Origin of the sequence: Alkalihalobacterium alkalinitrilicum, from assembly GCF_002019605.1 — a bacterium.
GTDB classification, from domain to species: Bacteria; Bacillota; Bacilli; order Bacillales; family Bacillaceae_F; genus Alkalihalobacterium; species Alkalihalobacterium alkalinitrilicum.
Window position 1 is genome coordinate 139,342 of record NZ_KV917368.1, and the last position, 15,548, is coordinate 154,889.

At 35.7% G+C, this 15,548-nt stretch carries 14 protein-coding genes and 1 pseudogene; 6 read left to right on the top strand and 9 right to left on the bottom strand.

Annotated features, from left to right (window positions below):
- Positions 1-14: 14 nt before the first annotated feature.
- Positions 15-557: a YpiB family protein gene (locus tag BK574_RS00700; protein WP_078427064.1), complete on the bottom strand. Its 543-nt coding sequence runs from the start codon at positions 555-557 to the stop codon at positions 15-17.
- A 291-nt stretch (positions 558-848) separates the two neighbouring features.
- Between BK574_RS00700 and BK574_RS00705 the strand changes: the two genes are divergently transcribed.
- On the top strand, positions 849-2,918 hold the full coding sequence (locus BK574_RS00705; protein ID WP_078427065.1) for an AMP-binding protein: 2,070 nt from the start codon (positions 849-851) through the stop codon (positions 2,916-2,918).
- Complete coding sequence (locus tag BK574_RS00710) at positions 2,915-3,340, top strand: (deoxy)nucleoside triphosphate pyrophosphohydrolase (RefSeq protein WP_238457905.1); 426 nt, start codon at positions 2,915-2,917, stop codon at positions 3,338-3,340. Before BK574_RS00705 ends, BK574_RS00710 begins: the two co-directional genes overlap by 4 nt.
- 60 nt (positions 3,341-3,400) lie before the next feature.
- On the opposite strand, the gene BK574_RS00715 is transcribed toward BK574_RS00710, so the two are convergent.
- Positions 3,401-3,901: an arsinothricin resistance N-acetyltransferase ArsN1 family A gene (locus BK574_RS00715; RefSeq protein WP_078427067.1), complete on the bottom strand. Its 501-nt coding sequence runs from the start codon at positions 3,899-3,901 to the stop codon at positions 3,401-3,403.
- 399 nt (positions 3,902-4,300) lie between these two features.
- On the opposite strand from BK574_RS00715, the gene BK574_RS00720 reads away from it, so the two are divergent.
- The gene (locus BK574_RS00720; protein WP_078427068.1) at positions 4,301-5,974 is read left to right on the top strand and encodes a glycoside hydrolase family 13 protein; all 1,674 of its coding nucleotides are present in this window, start codon (positions 4,301-4,303) and stop codon (positions 5,972-5,974) included.
- A gap of 24 nt (positions 5,975-5,998) precedes the next feature.
- Here BK574_RS00720 and BK574_RS00725 read toward each other — a convergent pair whose 3' ends face one another.
- Positions 5,999-6,859 carry a sulfite exporter TauE/SafE family protein gene (locus BK574_RS00725; RefSeq protein ID WP_078427069.1) on the bottom strand — a complete coding sequence of 287 codons (861 nt, stop codon included), beginning with the start codon at positions 6,857-6,859 and terminating at the stop codon, positions 5,999-6,001.
- 176 nt (positions 6,860-7,035) lie between these two features.
- Here BK574_RS00725 and BK574_RS00730 point away from each other — a divergent pair, with 176 nt between their 5' ends.
- Positions 7,036-7,326 carry a hypothetical protein gene (locus BK574_RS00730; RefSeq protein ID WP_078427070.1) on the top strand — a complete coding sequence of 97 codons (291 nt, stop codon included), beginning with the start codon at positions 7,036-7,038 and terminating at the stop codon, positions 7,324-7,326.
- Between the two features lie 11 nt (positions 7,327-7,337).
- Entirely contained in the window at positions 7,338-7,484 is a 147-nt protein-coding gene (locus tag BK574_RS27225) for a hypothetical protein (RefSeq protein ID WP_158211467.1), read from the top strand.
- 649 nt (positions 7,485-8,133) lie between these two features.
- On the opposite strand, the gene BK574_RS00735 is transcribed toward BK574_RS27225, so the two are convergent.
- From BK574_RS00735 to BK574_RS28025, 4 genes and pseudogenes are all read right to left on the bottom strand, one after another.
- Positions 8,134-8,874, bottom strand: coding sequence for a metallophosphoesterase family protein (locus BK574_RS00735; protein WP_078427071.1), 741 nt, complete (start codon positions 8,872-8,874; stop codon positions 8,134-8,136).
- A gap of 71 nt (positions 8,875-8,945) precedes the next feature.
- Positions 8,946-9,746: a S1C family serine protease gene (locus tag BK574_RS00740; protein ID WP_078427072.1), complete on the bottom strand. Its 801-nt coding sequence runs from the start codon at positions 9,744-9,746 to the stop codon at positions 8,946-8,948.
- A 422-nt stretch (positions 9,747-10,168) separates the two neighbouring features.
- Positions 10,169-12,654 (bottom strand): annotated as a pseudogene (locus tag BK574_RS00745) (U32 family peptidase).
- A gap of 142 nt (positions 12,655-12,796) precedes the next feature.
- The gene (locus BK574_RS28025) at positions 12,797-12,973 is read right to left on the bottom strand and encodes a hypothetical protein (RefSeq protein ID WP_218970521.1); all 177 of its coding nucleotides are present in this window, start codon (positions 12,971-12,973) and stop codon (positions 12,797-12,799) included.
- 70 nt (positions 12,974-13,043) lie between these two features.
- Between BK574_RS28025 and BK574_RS00750 the strand changes: the two genes are divergently transcribed.
- Entirely contained in the window at positions 13,044-13,406 is a 363-nt protein-coding gene (locus tag BK574_RS00750) for a DUF2512 family protein (RefSeq protein ID WP_078427073.1), read from the top strand.
- Between the two features lie 164 nt (positions 13,407-13,570).
- Here the strand turns inward: BK574_RS00750 and BK574_RS00755 are convergent, their stop codons facing one another.
- Together BK574_RS00755 and BK574_RS27230 are read right to left on the bottom strand one after the other, a co-directional pair.
- Entirely contained in the window at positions 13,571-15,166 is a 1,596-nt protein-coding gene (locus tag BK574_RS00755) for an ABC-F family ATP-binding cassette domain-containing protein (protein WP_075386180.1), read from the bottom strand.
- Positions 15,167-15,296: 130 nt separating this feature from the next.
- On the bottom strand, positions 15,297-15,461 hold the full coding sequence (locus BK574_RS27230; protein WP_158211468.1) for a hypothetical protein: 165 nt from the start codon (positions 15,459-15,461) through the stop codon (positions 15,297-15,299).
- Between the last annotated feature and the right edge of the window lie 87 nt (positions 15,462-15,548).

The window sequence follows — 15,548 nt, forward strand, 5'->3', positions numbered from 1 at the left end:
GGAACTAGAACGATTTATTCATCGTTCTGTAATTGCTGAACGAGCTGTTTAAAGAGCTCTTCATTTTTTTCATCAAGAGCTTTATCAATTTGACGTAATAACATTTCTTTTTGATTTTGAACTAATGATTGCTCGATTATCTGATCAGCTTTTTTTGCTACTTTTTCATAATATTCATAGCGCCTAATATTGTCGATTGCTTTATTCTCAATAAGTTGTAAGTAACGATGATTGTTTAGCTTTCCATAAAAATGGATTAGAAGATATACTGGTTCAGTCGGATTATTCATAATTTCACTATAGGCGACAGCTACTTCTTCATACACTCTACCAGATTGATAGTATTTAAAACCGATTTCATCAGAATTTATGCTAGAAATAACGACCGTTCGTCGTGTGGGCCTTAATTCATCTGTAAAATGAACATTCTCTAATAAGTGGAAGTTCTTAATTAATACTTCAAGCAATCTTCTTGCATCAGCTTTTTTTAACCGATGGTTTTCTAAAAACCATAGTAAGAAAGCCTTTTTTTCGTTTGTAGAAACCCATTTGCTCATTGAAAAAACCCCTTGAAAAAAACTATTATCATTTAATTTTACTCAGAAATAAGGGATTAAGACTACTTGAATGTCAGATTATATAACAATGTAAATTTGAGAAAAATAGTTGACAAGCATAATATCCATTAGTGTCAATCCTCATGTCATTAGATCCCCAGACCTTTATTATACTATGTTGCTAGGTGCCATTAATTATTTAAACAGTGTGACATTTTTCAATTTACCTTTATAATACTATAATGGATGTAATTACTCATCTTGTGGTAGACGAGACAGGAGGCAGTTCCATTGTTAGGATTATTTAAAAAGAAAAAAGAAAAGAAAATAGAAAAACCGAAAACGAATCGAGTCATTTATATGTCAAATCATATTTCTAAAAATGATTTAGTATACTTACATCGTGAACTTCCATTGAATGTCCATTTTCTTGTTTTTAATAAAGAAGAGTACGAACATAATGAAAAGAATATGGTAGGACGAAAAATAACATTATTTGAAGAGATAACTCCCGATGTAATGAAAAAAATGATCGCAATTATTGAAGCAGAAGAACCAGTACTTCTTTTTCCTGAATTAAGAATTTCACGTTTCGGAAACATCATGAAAATCTACGAGGAAATAGCATTCATCGCTAATCGCACCGATGCTACTATTTATCCTGTTATCATTCAAACGAATGACGGGAAAAGAGGAATGATTAGTTTTACGTCTTTAAATCCATTTTCCGAAAAGGATGCATCTATACATATTGGAGAGCCGTTTCAAATCAGTATTGAAAAGACTCCAGGAGTAAATGATAAAGAACTAGCTACATCGATAATCTATCAGAAAATGACGGATCTTTACGCAAAGTCGATGTACAAATATAATGTCAACTTATTTAATGAACTTTTAGAAGCATCGAAAATGTTTGATCCCAATAAAATTATGATCAAAGATCCGACAAATGCGTTAACGTATAAAAAATTTTTACTCGGGGTTCAAGTGTTAAGCTCGAAGTTAGAAACGCTTCTTGAAGAGGAAAGAGTAGGAGTTTTCTTACCTTCTTCTATTGGGCAAGCGGTTTGTTTGTTTTCCTTATTTAAAATTGGTATATCACCTGCTGTTTTAAATTTTACGATGGGGCATTCTACATTAATTGACTGTTGTGAAACAGCAAGTGTGAAGACAGTTTTAACATCGAAAGTATTTATTGAAAAAGCAGAACTTGATGAACTAATTAAAGTTTTTGAACAAAATGGACTTTCCGTTATTTATCTTGAAGATGTAAAAGAAAGTTTGAATTCTAAAGATAAAATTGTAGGGTTGAAAAACCATGCAAGTTCTCAACGTTCTACCCATGCAAAAAATGAAGTGATATTGTTCACCTCAGGAAGTGAAAATAAGCCAAAAGGTGTTATTTTAACACACGATAATATATACGCAAATATTCATCAAGCTTTATCAGTTATCGATTTACATACGGGTGATCGACTGTTAAATCCGTTACCGATGTTTCATAGTTTTGGATTGACAATCGGAACATTTTTACCACTCTTAACGGGTATTCCTGTTGTCATCCATCCATCACCGATACAATATAAATTGATACCGGAAATTATTTATAATGAAGACATTACGATTTTGTTAAGTACACCAACATTTTTAAATGGATATGGCAAAAATGCTCATCCGTTTGATTTCCATACGGTTCGCTATGCTATTGCTGGTGCAGAAAGTGTGAAAGAGGAAATTAAAGAGTTGTTTCAACATAAGTTCGGTATTCGTATTTTGGAAGGATACGGCGCAACAGAAGCCTCGCCTCTTTTGTCAGTCAATACGCCGATGCATTCTAAAGAACAATCTGTAGGAAAGTTGATTCCAGGGGTTCAATACAAAGTGGAAAAGGTTGAAGGCATTGAAAAAGGTGGAAGTTTGTTAGTAAAAGGCCCGAACTTAATGAAAGGTTATTTAATTCACGGAAAAGGGTTCATTCCACTTAATGATTGGTATGATACTGGAGATGTAGTAGAAATAGATGAATACGGATACGTTACAATCAAGTCTCGCTTAAAACGGTTTGCAAAAATCGGTGGAGAAATGGTGTCTTTAAATCTAGTCGAAGACATCGTCGCTCAATGTTTTGATGATATAGGATTTGCGGCTGTAAGTATCGCCGATAAACGCAAAGGTGAGAAAATTGTTTTATTTACGACTAAGGAAGAGTTTAGCCTCCGTGAATTAAAGCGTTTTGTAAAAACACAGAAACATTCGGCATTACTCATTCCAGCTGAAGTGATGCAGATTGATGAAATTCCGCTATTAGGAAGCGGAAAAACGGACTATGTAACACTTGAGCAATTAGCAAAAAGTGAGTGATCGAAGTGGAGACGATTGAAGTTGTTGGAGCAGTCATCATAAATGAACAAAAACAAATTCTTTGTGCATTGCGATCCGAGACAATGTCGATGCCAAACCATTGGGAGTTTCCTGGAGGAAAACTAGAAGAAGGCGAAAATAAGGAAGAAGCATTAATTCGGGAAATTGACGAAGAACTTGGCTGTAAAATTCAAGTAAAGGAAAAGGTTATAGACACTCATCATCAAACCGTATCTGTCATCGTGCATTTGCATACGTATGTAGCAAAGGTTATTGAAGGAAAACCAAAAGCTAGAGAACACGCTCAGTTGAAGTGGGTTAAAGTGAATGAACTTTCTCAATTACATTGGGCACCAGCAGATCTTCCAACCGTAGCATGGTTACAGCGTAAGTTCGGGAATTACAGTGGTCAAGGGAGTTAATGCTTTAAATAAACTAATGATCAAAACGGCAACTCCGATTGAGCTGCCGTTTTAATCGTACTATAAAAAGGATTTTTCCATCGCCATAATATCAATAAATTTCCCATCTAATTTTCCTTGATTTTTAAAAATACCTACTTCATGGTAGCCATTTTTACGGTAAAGAGTTTGCGCCATACGGTTATGAGGAAATGTAAAAAGTACGATCTTATAAAACTGATTAGCTATTGCCATTTGTTCTATAGAAGCTAAAAGCTGGCTACCAACACCTTTTCCTCGATAATCCCGCTGGATGTAAATTGATAAATCAGCAACACCGTTATAGGCAGTTCGTTTCGAATACTGGTTTAGCGATGCCCACCCGACAATGTTCCCTTCCATTTCAGCAACGATAATAATATAGCGACCTTGATGTTCATCAAACCAATTTTTCATATATATAATATCTTTTACGTCCGTTTCTAATGTAGCAATTCGGTCTTCGATTCCTTGATTATAAATTGTACGAATACTTTCTAAGTCTTTTTCAAGAGCTGCTCGAGTGGTTATTTGCCCCTTCATATTGTGCTTCCTTTCAAATTTTGTTAAAAGATTGTTATTTAACCTTATCAAAATTCAATTTGTAAGGTGATAGTGAATAAAATAAATGTACAATTTTTTTAAGATATCATCAATCCTTAAAAGGACAAATAATAGTAAAGAGAGAAGGTAGATTATGAGAACAGCACTAGAGAAGATGATTATACGGAACGCTTGAAACTTCACGTCGAAAAAGTTGTAAAGGGGGAGCCTATACACATTCCTCATTTAAACTATATTTTGGATTTCATCACTTCGAACGAAGCAGCCGAGTTTTTATTTGGGATCGAATTTAAAAGTGTAAAAGATTATTTACCAATATTAGTGCAATAGATCTAATGAGTCAAATATCACTTTACGGTAGAGACGGGGGAAATGTTCATGAAAAAAATATGGTGGAAAGAAGCAGTTGCTTATCAAATATATCCACGAAGTTTTATAGATTCGAATGGTGATGGAATTGGAGATCTCCAAGGGATTATTTCAAAACTCGATTATTTACAAGATCTAGGAATTGATGTAATTTGGATTTGCCCAATTTATTGCTCCCCAAATGATGATAATGGCTACGACATAAGCAATTATAAAGGGATAATGGAAGATTTCGGGACGATGAAAGATTTCGATCAGTTATTAGAGGAAGTACATAATAGAAGGATGAAACTGATTTTAGACCTTGTCATTAATCATACTTCTGACGAACATCCGTGGTTTATCGAGTCACGATCTTCAATAGAAAATCGCTATCGAGACTATTATATTTGGCACCCAGGGAAAAATGGGCAGGAACCGAACAATTGGGAATCAATCTTTGGTGGGTCGGTGTGGGAATTCGATGAGAAAACCAATGAATATTATATGCACGTATTTTCACGAAAACAGCCAGACTTAAATTGGGAAAATCCAAACGTTCGTCAAGATTTATACAAGATGATCAATTGGTGGTTAGATAAAGGGATTGACGGCTTTCGTGTTGATGCCATTTCTCATATTAAAAAGATAGATGGTTTTCCCGATTTACCAAATCCACAGAAAAAGAAGTATGTCCCGTCATTTGAAGGTCATATGAATCGTGAGGGAATTCATCAATTTTTAGAAGAGTTAAAGCATGAAACATTTGCGAAATACGATATCATGACCGTTGGTGAAGCGAACGGAGTAAAAGTTGAACAAGCGGAAAGGTGGGTAGGAGAGGCAAAAGGTGCCTTTAATATGATCTTTCAATTTGAGCATTTGGATCTTTGGGGAAAAAGTACAGGAGGAACGTTAGAACTTGCTACGCTTAAAAAAACGTTATCTAAGTGGCAAAATGGACTTCATAAAAAAGGATGGAATGCGTTATTTTTAGAAAACCATGATCAACCACGTTCGGTTTCTACTTGGGGCGACAGTGAAGATTATTGGGAGCAATCGGCGAAATGTTTGGCTACGTTCTATTTTTTGATGCAAGGAACGCCATTTATTTATCAAGGACAAGAAATCGGGATGACCAATGTGAAGTTTCCATCCCTAGCCGATTATAACGATGTAGCGATAAAAAATTTGTATGAAGAAAAAATCAACGAAGGTCTATCACATGAGGAAGTTATGGAGATCATTTGGCAAAATGGACGCGACAATGCTAGAACACCGATGCAATGGAATAATAAAGAAAATGCTGGTTTTACTATAGGTAGGCCTTGGTTAAAAGTCAATCCGAATTACACAAAGATCAATGTTGAAGATGCTATAAAAAATCCTAATTCCATTTTTCACTATTACAAGAGGCTCATTCAATTAAGAAAACAACCTGTTCTCATTTATGGAAAGTATGACCTCATTTTAGAAGAACATGACCAAATTTATGCCTACACGCGAACACTAAAGTCAGAAAAAGTATTAATAATTACAAATCTTTTTCCTGATGAAGTTAACTTTAAGTGGCCACCTCAACTAGGCTTCAAGAAAAGTAAAACTATTACGCTACTTTTAAGCAATTATAAAGTTCATGTAAAAGAAATTATGAAACATATAATATTAAAACCATACGAAGCACGAGTATACAAAATTACGTAAAACAGTAGAAAGCACCTTTAATATTTATTGTGTTAAAGGTGCTTTCCATTTGTACAGGAGAAAAGCAACAAAAAGTAAGAAGTAAATGAATAATAACAGGATGGCGAACTCAGGGGCAAAGAATATTCGAAGAACCATGCTAAAGGCTAAGGATATGTAAAGAAAGCTTAAAAGTTTCTTCATTTCATCATTTTTTAAGAGTTCAGTAAGTTTTGCTCCTAATGGACTGCCGAAGAAGGTGCCAGCGATTAGCACGAGACCGACGATATATTCAATGGGGGTTGTTAATGAGTACTTAACAAATCCGACAAGAACAATAAGGACAACCGAAGCTAGGCTTGTACCGACTGCAATACGGACAGGAAAACGTAAGATCCCAATTAACAAAGGAACGATAATAAATCCTCCACTCACGCCTAACATAACTGAAAACGTCCCTGCTATAAGTCCAATTCCAATAAAGTATATGTATTTTGGAAAGATTGGTTTTCTTTTCTCAGACTGAGTTTCTTTTTCAGGACGTTTAATCCATAAAAAGGAAGCAAATATAAGCAATAAAAAAATAAAAATTAGGGGAATAACGATTTCATCTAACCGTTGACTTTCTAGAAATAGGACAAATGGCTGAGTGAATTGAAAGGCAAAAACTCCTGCTATAGAGATCATAATTGCTTCTTTCCAACGAATATTTTTCAATCGCAAATGAGCAATAGTGCCAAACATCGAAGTAGCGAGTGACAACATTAAACTCGTCCCGATCGCAACTGTCGGTGGAGTTCCTAAAATAAGCAATAATGGGGCTAGGATTACACCACCACCGATTCCAAACAATCCTGAAAAGGTCCCAATAATAAGACCAATAACAGCAAATAAGATCAGCTCCATATGTAAAAACCCCTCACTTTCAGTTTAACGTAAAAAATGCACAGTGTTTAATCCTGCATTGTAGACATCGAATTTTGTCTCCATTTTAGTTGTTACAGTACGGGAGAAAACCTAACATAAAAGTACTATTAGATTATTTTATGCTACTTTAGTAATAAAAGATAGAGGTGAGAAACATGGAGAGAACGGTAATATCAGTAAAGAAAGCCAATCTAATTCTTCTTATCAATGTATTCATTTTACCTGTATACTATTTTTTATTGCAAGAGCTAGGGCAAGAAGGGTTGATCATTTTTCTTTTTGGTATTCAACTTTGTATCACATGTATGGTGATATGGTTTAACCGAGTACCGATGAAAGAGGACTTCAATGAGGAAGAAGAGGAAATTCGGCAAGTTATTAGAAATTCAAAAGTGGTTTCTGACCAATTAGCTGCTTCAGTAGAGGAGGTTAACGAAGCGATTTAGACAATAACAAGTTGGTTGAAAATGGCTCAAAACAAGGTTTTATTCTTGAAATGAATAGTAAAGAGACGGTAGAACAAATAGAAAAAGCATTTTCTTTTATTCAGCAATTGTCTAGTACAGCGACGGAAATTCATTATTTTTCTGTAAAGATGAGCTAAGAAGGTGAAGAAACGATTTCACAAATGGTAGAGATCTCTCATCAATTAGCAACATCCAATGAGCAAAAAGTAATGCAAAGTAGCGTCAATACCGGATGAAAAAACAACTGTTTATTTCAAAGCCATATATCGGCTATTACGAAAAAACCTTGTTTGACAGTTTCCATAGCTATTTTAAATGAGGAAGGGCAACCCATTGGGATTGTCGGAATCGATGTGAAAATTGAAATTTAGTGATCATCATTTATGCTATAAGTATTAGTCTTATATATATTTTGCCATACTCATAAATAGAAAGAAAGCTACGGATAAAGACATTCCTAAAATTAAGACCCTCTCTTGTCGGTCTAGACCTTTCCATTTTAATTTCATTAGAACTACCTCCAAAATGGTTTGTTCTAGCCTATGAGGAAATCTAGCATATTATTCCTGCCTACAAGAAATCAAGTGAATTTACTAGTATTTAAGGTGAAGCTTATATTGCAATGGAAAATAAAGTGAATGAATGTCAAGAAAGAAGGTGTTTGCATAGCTGTTTCCTTAATGAAGCTAATTCAAGAGGAGTTGATGAAATTCGAGATTATCAATTCAAAATGGGGGATTAGCAAAAAAGATAAGTGGCTAACCACTTATCTTATCAGTTATATTTTCAATCTTTTAAACCGCGATAACGTGCTGTTGTGAGCTCTTTAATATAGTCTTCGAGTTCTGGCATATTTACATCTTTCGCTTGTTGTATCGCTAGCTCAATATCATAGGGAACTCGTACAAACTGAATTGAAAAGCTACTTAATTGCTCCGACTGATATTCTCCTTCTAAGATGGCATAAGATGCTTGCGTAATTTCTAATGGATTTCCGACACTACCACAATTAAATAATGTTTTTCCTTGTAAGTTTTGCACATAGGCATTATGAACATCACCATATCCGACAACATCTGGTTCTTTTTCACCTTTGATATTATCTGTTAGCTCGGAATTATTAAATAACGACAATCGCTTATCTAGTTCATCCCAAGGCTGAATTCTTTCATATAAACTTCTAGGAGACGCATGGAATAAGCGAACGAGTCTGCCGCTCATATAAAAATCAACAGAGAAAGGAAGCTGTTCTAGATAGGTCACCTGATCTTCCCTTAATTGTTGCTGATGCCAACGAAGTGTATCAAATTTTGTTTCCTTCGTAATAAAATCATCCCAGTTTCCCATTACGACAAGTTCACACGTTTCTTTTACTTTATCAATAGAATGACTAGAGTGAGGACCTTTTCCAACTAAATCACCAAGACAAATAATGTGAGTAATATGACGCTTGTTAATATCCTCCAAAACAGCATCCAACGCAGGTGTATTTCCATGTATATCTGATATAACTGCAATTTTATCCATCGTATCTCCTTTCCCACTTATCTAATTATCCCGTTAAACTGGCGCTAAGATTCCCACTGAATGAAATTACTTTATTGAGTAATCACTTTTTCTAATTCCTCGTTTACGTATTGAATTGGTATAGCTAACCCGACTGAGTCTTCATCATCCATTAACCGTGGAATCGTACGTGCATAAACTACACCAATCACTTTTCCATTTTCGTTGATAACGGGACTACCGCTATTACCACTATAAATAGGGGCAGAAATTTTTAACACATGTAAGCGCTCTTCGTTTTCTACTATTTGTCCGTCTGTCACGATTTGTGAGTGCATTAATGGATTCCCGATAACATAAATGTTGTCTCCAATCGAACCACTTTTATCGTCTAACGTCAGATAGGGGACATCACTAGTAGAAACCTTTACAAAAGCAAGGTCTAATTCCTCATTTGAGTCAATGATTGTTCCTTCATATAAATCACCATTTGGAAAGCTCACCACGAGTTGGCCTTTACCGTCAATCACATGATGATTTGTAATGATCATCCCATCAGGTGAGACCGAGAATCCAGTTCCTCTTGACTGATTCCCTTGGATAGTAACGACTGCCTCTTTATACCGTTGGATATCTTCTTGTTGAGAAAGCTCATTCGACGAACGTAAAAACTGAAGAGCATCTAAATTAAACATATTTAACCAGACACCTAACACATTGATAACTAGGAAAAAGGAAATGCCGATAGCGATCGTTTTGATAACAAATGCTTTACGCTTTTTTTGTTTTTCAATAACTTCTGGGTCTTCTTCCTCTTCTTCAAACAAGAAGTCCTCTGGTGAGGGTTCCTCAAATTTATTTTCTTCTACATTCTCCTGATCTCTATCGCTCATTTAGACCTCCACCCTTTATAAATACTATTCATATCATACCATTTTTATTAGACAAACAGAATTGATCATCATCGCTTTAACGGAAAGAATGTCCACTTCAACATCGTGCGTGTGTGTAAAAGAAAAAGAGACGAAAACAGTGTGATTTCCGTCTCTAAATATCATGTTATCCCGCAACAACTGGCAGTAATACTCCACTTCAAGACTTCGAAGAATTATAGAAGGATAAGTGGGGGGATAAACTGCCAGAAACAACTAAATGACCTAAATGAACACAGATTAAATGCGCCACATCCTGTGGACCTCAACTACCATCAGTGGGGGAAGAGGAAAATCCCTCACTGTGGAAGTTTCACTTTATACGATTTTTCTCCACAGTATCCCAGATCGTTAGTGGAGTATACTGGATATTTTATTCTACTTTATTTCTTAATTAGTTGCCCTCGTGTAACGCCAAGCTGATTCGTTGCCTTTAACTCTCTCCATACACTACTTCCAGACCGCTTTCCGTCTAAAGCTTCACGGTATAACGATAGAACTTCTATTACTTTTTCGCCTGTTTCTTCTAGAAATTCAACGCGATAATGTTGAATACCTAATTGTAAAAATTGGGGTAAATATTCAGCTCCAGATTGCTCAATTGCATTATATACTGTGTTTCTACAACCAATATCGACACGAACAGGGTGTGAAAAACCAACACGGTCTTGTAAAGAAATGCGATGCTCTTCACAAGGACGTCCGCAGTTTGTAAAATCGGTTCCTTCACTTAAGAAGGTACAATACACACAATGTTCTGTATGGAACATCGGTAAATGCTGATGAATAACAAGCTCCATTTGATCAGTTGGAGCCATCTCAAGCATTTCGACCATCTGTTGGATGTTTAAATCATAAGATGGTGTAACGCGATCTAACCCACGTCTTAAGAATAGTTCTGCCGCCTTATGATTAGCGATATTTAATGAAAAATCACCAAAAAGCGGCAGATTGATTTGTTGAGAAGTATAATACTGAACCGCTCCTAAACTTCTTACAAGAATGGCATCAGGTTTTGCTTTTAAGATACCGTTTAAGATTCCATTTTCACCTGGCATATGAATACGCGGTGTTGCAAGGGCGATCGGCTTATTATATTTTCTTGCTACTTTTACTGCATCAGGATAATCGGTCGTAAACTCAAAGTCTGCATAGACATAATGAACGTCTGTCTGACAAGCAGCTTCTACTTGTTCCATCGTACGACATAAAGCGATTAACTCACTATTTGTTATTTTTCGTGAGTGATTAGTACTTGCTGAAACAGTATTTTTTTTTCATTTATTTTATATTGACGGGGCTGTTCTCGAAGTTGTAGTAATTGATCAGCTGCCACACGACGCATGCGATTAAGTTCTTTTACAGGGACAATTAATACATCTTCTAATTTGAGCTCTAAATAGCTCAATTCAAAGATCGTTCCGCCTAAACGACCCCATTGTTCAGCTAAATACTCTTTCGTTAATGGGCGTTTCACCGCTTTCTCAAGTTCAACTTCTGAACGAACAATAACAGAATGACCATTTACAACGTCCGTCCATTTAGTCACAAGAGGTTGGCCCATTTCACCAGTTGCTTCGATAGTGACAGGGAATAGTTGATATGTTAATTCACCTTCATACGTTTTACGAAGACGATTTTCAAGTTCTTGGTCACTTGTTTTCCAAATTTTATTACCGACTTTAACCTTCGTTAAATTCACATCGTGACGTCCAGGGACAATTTCAATTAAACCAGAAGGAATTTCACCTGCCACTTTTTCGCCACGTATACGAAGGTCATATACTCGGCCACCTTCTTCTTTTCCTTCAGGTCGACCTGCATCAAAAACAATGCCATCGCCACGTTTCAAAGGAGCTTCTAAGTCACAAATGACCGCATCTTTTAGTACTTTCTTAACAGTCCCTAAATAGACGCCGCGTTTTTTGGGGAATGTCCCATCTAGAAGTTTTTTATGATTAGTCCCTTCTAAAAACCCATGTGTGAAGCCACGACTAAAGCTTTGTTCTAATTCACGAATATCTTCAACAGAAGGGCGATAATCTGTTCCTGCCATATATTCATCAATCGCTTTACGATATTTACTTACAACATTGGCAACATACTCAGGAGATTTAAGGCGTCCTTCAATCTTAAACGATGATACGCCAGCTTCGATTAACTCTGGAACTAAGTCGATCGCTGCGAGGTCTTTAGGTGATAGAACATAAGCAATGTTACCCATTTCTTTTCGTTCACCATCAACGATTAAGTCGTAAGGGAGACGGCAAGCTTGTGCACATTCCCCGCGGTTCGCTGAACGACCACCCCACATTTCAGACGTTAAACATTGACCAGAATAGGATACGCAAAGGGCCCCATGAACAAATACTTCTAGCGGCGTTTCGGTTTTATTCGAAATCGATTTAATTTGTTTTAAATTATTTTCGCGACCTAACACAACAACTTCAATGTCATAAGGAGCTAGGAACTCAACGGCTTCTGCTGATGTTACCGTCATTTGTGTAGAACCATGAATAGGGAAGTCTGGAGACATTTCACGAATCATTTGCATGAGTCCCATATCTTGTACGATTAGCGCATCAACTCCAGCTTCTATACAAGCAGTTACTAATTGTCTTGCATCTTCTAATTCATTTTCGAATACTAAAATGTTAAACGTTACATATCCACGTACATTATATTTGTGTAAATATGCCATAATATGAGGGAGCTCTTCCATTTGAAAATTATCCGCGCGAACGCGGGCGTTATATTTTCCAATACCAAAAAAAACAGCATCTGCTCCATTGGCAACAGCTGCACGTAAACATTCCCAATTTCCAACAGGGGCTAATAATTCAACAGTTTTTTGTGAAAAAGGATTCAAGAGTGAATCATCCTTTCGTTTCTATCCAATAATTTTTAATAATTAATCATTACAAATAGACAAGAATTCGTTGTCACTTTATATATGGAACCTTTTAGAAGAAGTTCAACATAATTAAAGTATTAACAAAGACTTTTCTATTTTAAACGAAAATCAGTGTATGTGTAAGCTTTTTTATTAGCTTCTTAAAGTATGCCAACAACGCCATCGCAGAATACGGGATCCGAGTGGAATTACCAACTTTTGCCAAGATGCAACCAACAAAGCGTTCGTCTTTTTCTGCTACTAGTATGGTCGAGTTTCCTTCTGTTATAAACATGTTTCGGTAACAATTGTACATACTAACGGTATTGAAAAAGATCTAAGGAGTGGTTATCATTTTTAAACATTTGAATCCTATCCTCATTAAAATGGCTATGACCATTATTGTATTACTAATTGTTATGTCGCTTGTCTATAACTACCCAGTATGGACACCAATTGGTATCGGCTTACTCGTTGCCGCTGTAAGTTATTCTGTTGGGGATTTGTATATTTTAAAAATTTCAAATAACGTTATTGCTACTTTAGCAGATTTGTTCATCGCGACTTGGCTTATTTGGATCATTGGCCCGTTATTTCAAGGCTTGAGAATACCATTTTTTGTTGCATTTATTTCGGCTCTTCTCATCACAGGAGGGGAGTGGTTCTTCCATAAATACATGGTAAACTATAGAAAAAATATTCACCACAACCCAAAATATCCTAATTAATGAAAAAGAAGACTACCCTTTAGCTAGGCACCCTCCATAAAATGAGTTCTATCTATCATTATTTATGGGAATGTCTGGTTTGGGGGTAGTCTTTTTTAATTCATTACGAGACGATAACTCTGTTTCAAGATATCTTTTATAAAATTTTATTAATAAGGTAGTTCTTAAGCTCCTACAGTTTCTAGGTACTCATCATAAGTCATCATCTTATCAATAATTGTTCCTTCAGTTGTAATGTCGATAATTCGATTAGCAATTGTTTGAATAAATTGATGGTCATGAGAAGTGAAAATCATCGAACCTTTATAATTAATAAGGCCGTTGTTCACAGCTGTAATTGATTCTAAGTCTAAATGGTTTGTCGGTTCATCTAATAAGAGAACGTTAGCACCGCTAAGCATCATTTTTGAAAGCATACAACGGACTTTTTCTCCTCCTGATAATACACTCGCTTTTTTCATGACTTCTTCACCAGAAAAGAGCATTCTACCAAGGAAGCCTCTTAAAAAGCTCTCCGTTTGGTCGTTTGGTGAAAATTGGCGTAACCAATCAACGAGGTTCAAGTCGCATCCTTCAAAATACTTAGAGTTATCTTTCGGGAAATAGGCTTGCGATGTAGTTAAGCCCCATTTGTACGTCCCACTATCCGCTTCCATTTCACCCATTAAAATTTTAAATAATGTTGATTTTGCAATTTCGTTCGTACCGACTAAAGCAATTTTCTCATCTTTATTCATTGTAAAGCTAATATTATCTAATACTTTAACACCGTCAATCGTTTTAGTTAAACCTTCTACACGTAATAAATCATTTCCGATTTCGCGCTCTGGTGTAAAGTGAACGTAAGGATAGCGACGAGATGAAGGTTTAATGTCATCTAACGAAATTTTCTCTAATGACTTTTTACGTGAAGTTGCTTGTTTCGATTTTGACGCATTCGCGGAGAAACGAGCAATAAAGTTTTGTAACTCTTTAATTTTTTCTTCTTTTTTCTTATTTTGATCTTGAGCCATTTTTTGTGCTAACTGGCTTGACTCATACCAGAAGTCATAGTTACCAACATAAACTTGGATCTTGCCAAAGTCTAAGTCAGCAATATGTGTACAAACTTTATTTAAGAAGTGACGGTCATGGGAAACAACGATAACAGTGTTTTCAAAATTCATTAAGAATTCTTCTAACCATTGAATCGCTTGGATGTCTAGATGGTTTGTCGGCTCATCCAGTAATAAAACATCAGGCTTACCGAATAAGGTTTGTGCAAGTAGTACTTTCACTTTGTCGCCACCTGTTAGCTCTGCCATTTTCTTATAATGAAGATCTTCACCAATACCTAGACCTTTTAATAGGATCGCCGCTTCAGACTCTGCTTCCCAACCGTTCATTTCAGCGAATTCGCCTTCGAGTTCAGCCGCTTTAATTCCATCTTCATCACTGAAGTCTTCTTTCATGTAGATAGCATCTTTTTCTTGCATGACTTCGTAAAGACGAGCATGTCCCATGATGACAACTTTTAGAACTTCAAACTCTTCATACTCAAAGTGGTTCTGTTTAAGAACCGCGAGACGTTCACCAGGATTCATATGTACATCACCTGATTGAGGTTCGATTTCTCCAGAAAGAATTTTAATAAACGTCGACTTTCCAGCTCCGTTTGCCCCAATTAGGCCGTAACAATTACCAGGTGTAAACTTAATATTTACTTCATCAAATAGTTTTCTATCTCCGTAACGTAAACCTACATTTTGTACTGTTATCATTTATTTAAAACCCTCCAAAAACAATGTCAATAAAATTATACCATTAATTAGTTCGATTAAAAACTAATGTTCATTAAGAGTGATATCTTTAAATGATATCGAGGACATTGAACTTGAATACTATATATTGTCAAAGAATGATTTCTAAAATTCCTGAATAAACGCCAAGAACCACTTTTACACGTAATGGTGAAGAAGGAGAGAGTGCACGATCTCTATTTAAATAACCTGCAATGAAAATAAATGAGGCTAAAATTGCTACATTGGCAAACATTTTGTGGATATAATGATACATTCGAATTCAATTTTCGCTTTCTTTGGTTAACATACACTAATTTCTATTATAGCCATATCTTTCTTTTTTTATAAAAAGTTCTAATTA

Excerpts from the sequence above, each read along its gene's own strand:
- BK574_RS00730 (WP_078427070.1), top strand. The coding sequence starts at position 7,036 with ATGGAGAGAACGGTAATATCAGTAAAGAAAGCCAATCTAATTCTTCTT.
- BK574_RS00755 (WP_075386180.1), bottom strand. The coding sequence starts at position 15,166 with ATGATAACAGTACAAAATGTAGGTTTACGTTACGGAGATAGAAAACTA.
- BK574_RS27230 (WP_158211468.1), bottom strand. The coding sequence starts at position 15,461 with ATGTATCATTATATCCACAAAATGTTTGCCAATGTAGCAATTTTAGCC.
- BK574_RS00735 (WP_078427071.1), bottom strand. The coding sequence starts at position 8,874 with ATGGATAAAATTGCAGTTATATCAGATATACATGGAAATACACCTGCG.
- BK574_RS00740 (WP_078427072.1), bottom strand. The coding sequence starts at position 9,746 with ATGAGCGATAGAGATCAGGAGAATGTAGAAGAAAATAAATTTGAGGAA.
- BK574_RS00720 (WP_078427068.1), top strand. The coding sequence starts at position 4,301 with ATGAAAAAAATATGGTGGAAAGAAGCAGTTGCTTATCAAATATATCCA.
- BK574_RS00715 (WP_078427067.1), bottom strand. The coding sequence starts at position 3,901 with ATGAAGGGGCAAATAACCACTCGAGCAGCTCTTGAAAAAGACTTAGAA.
- BK574_RS00725 (WP_078427069.1), bottom strand. The coding sequence starts at position 6,859 with ATGGAGCTGATCTTATTTGCTGTTATTGGTCTTATTATTGGGACCTTT.
- BK574_RS00700 (WP_078427064.1), bottom strand. The coding sequence starts at position 557 with ATGAGCAAATGGGTTTCTACAAACGAAAAAAAGGCTTTCTTACTATGG.
- BK574_RS28025 (WP_218970521.1), bottom strand. The coding sequence starts at position 12,973 with ATGTTTATAACAGAAGGAAACTCGACCATACTAGTAGCAGAAAAAGAC.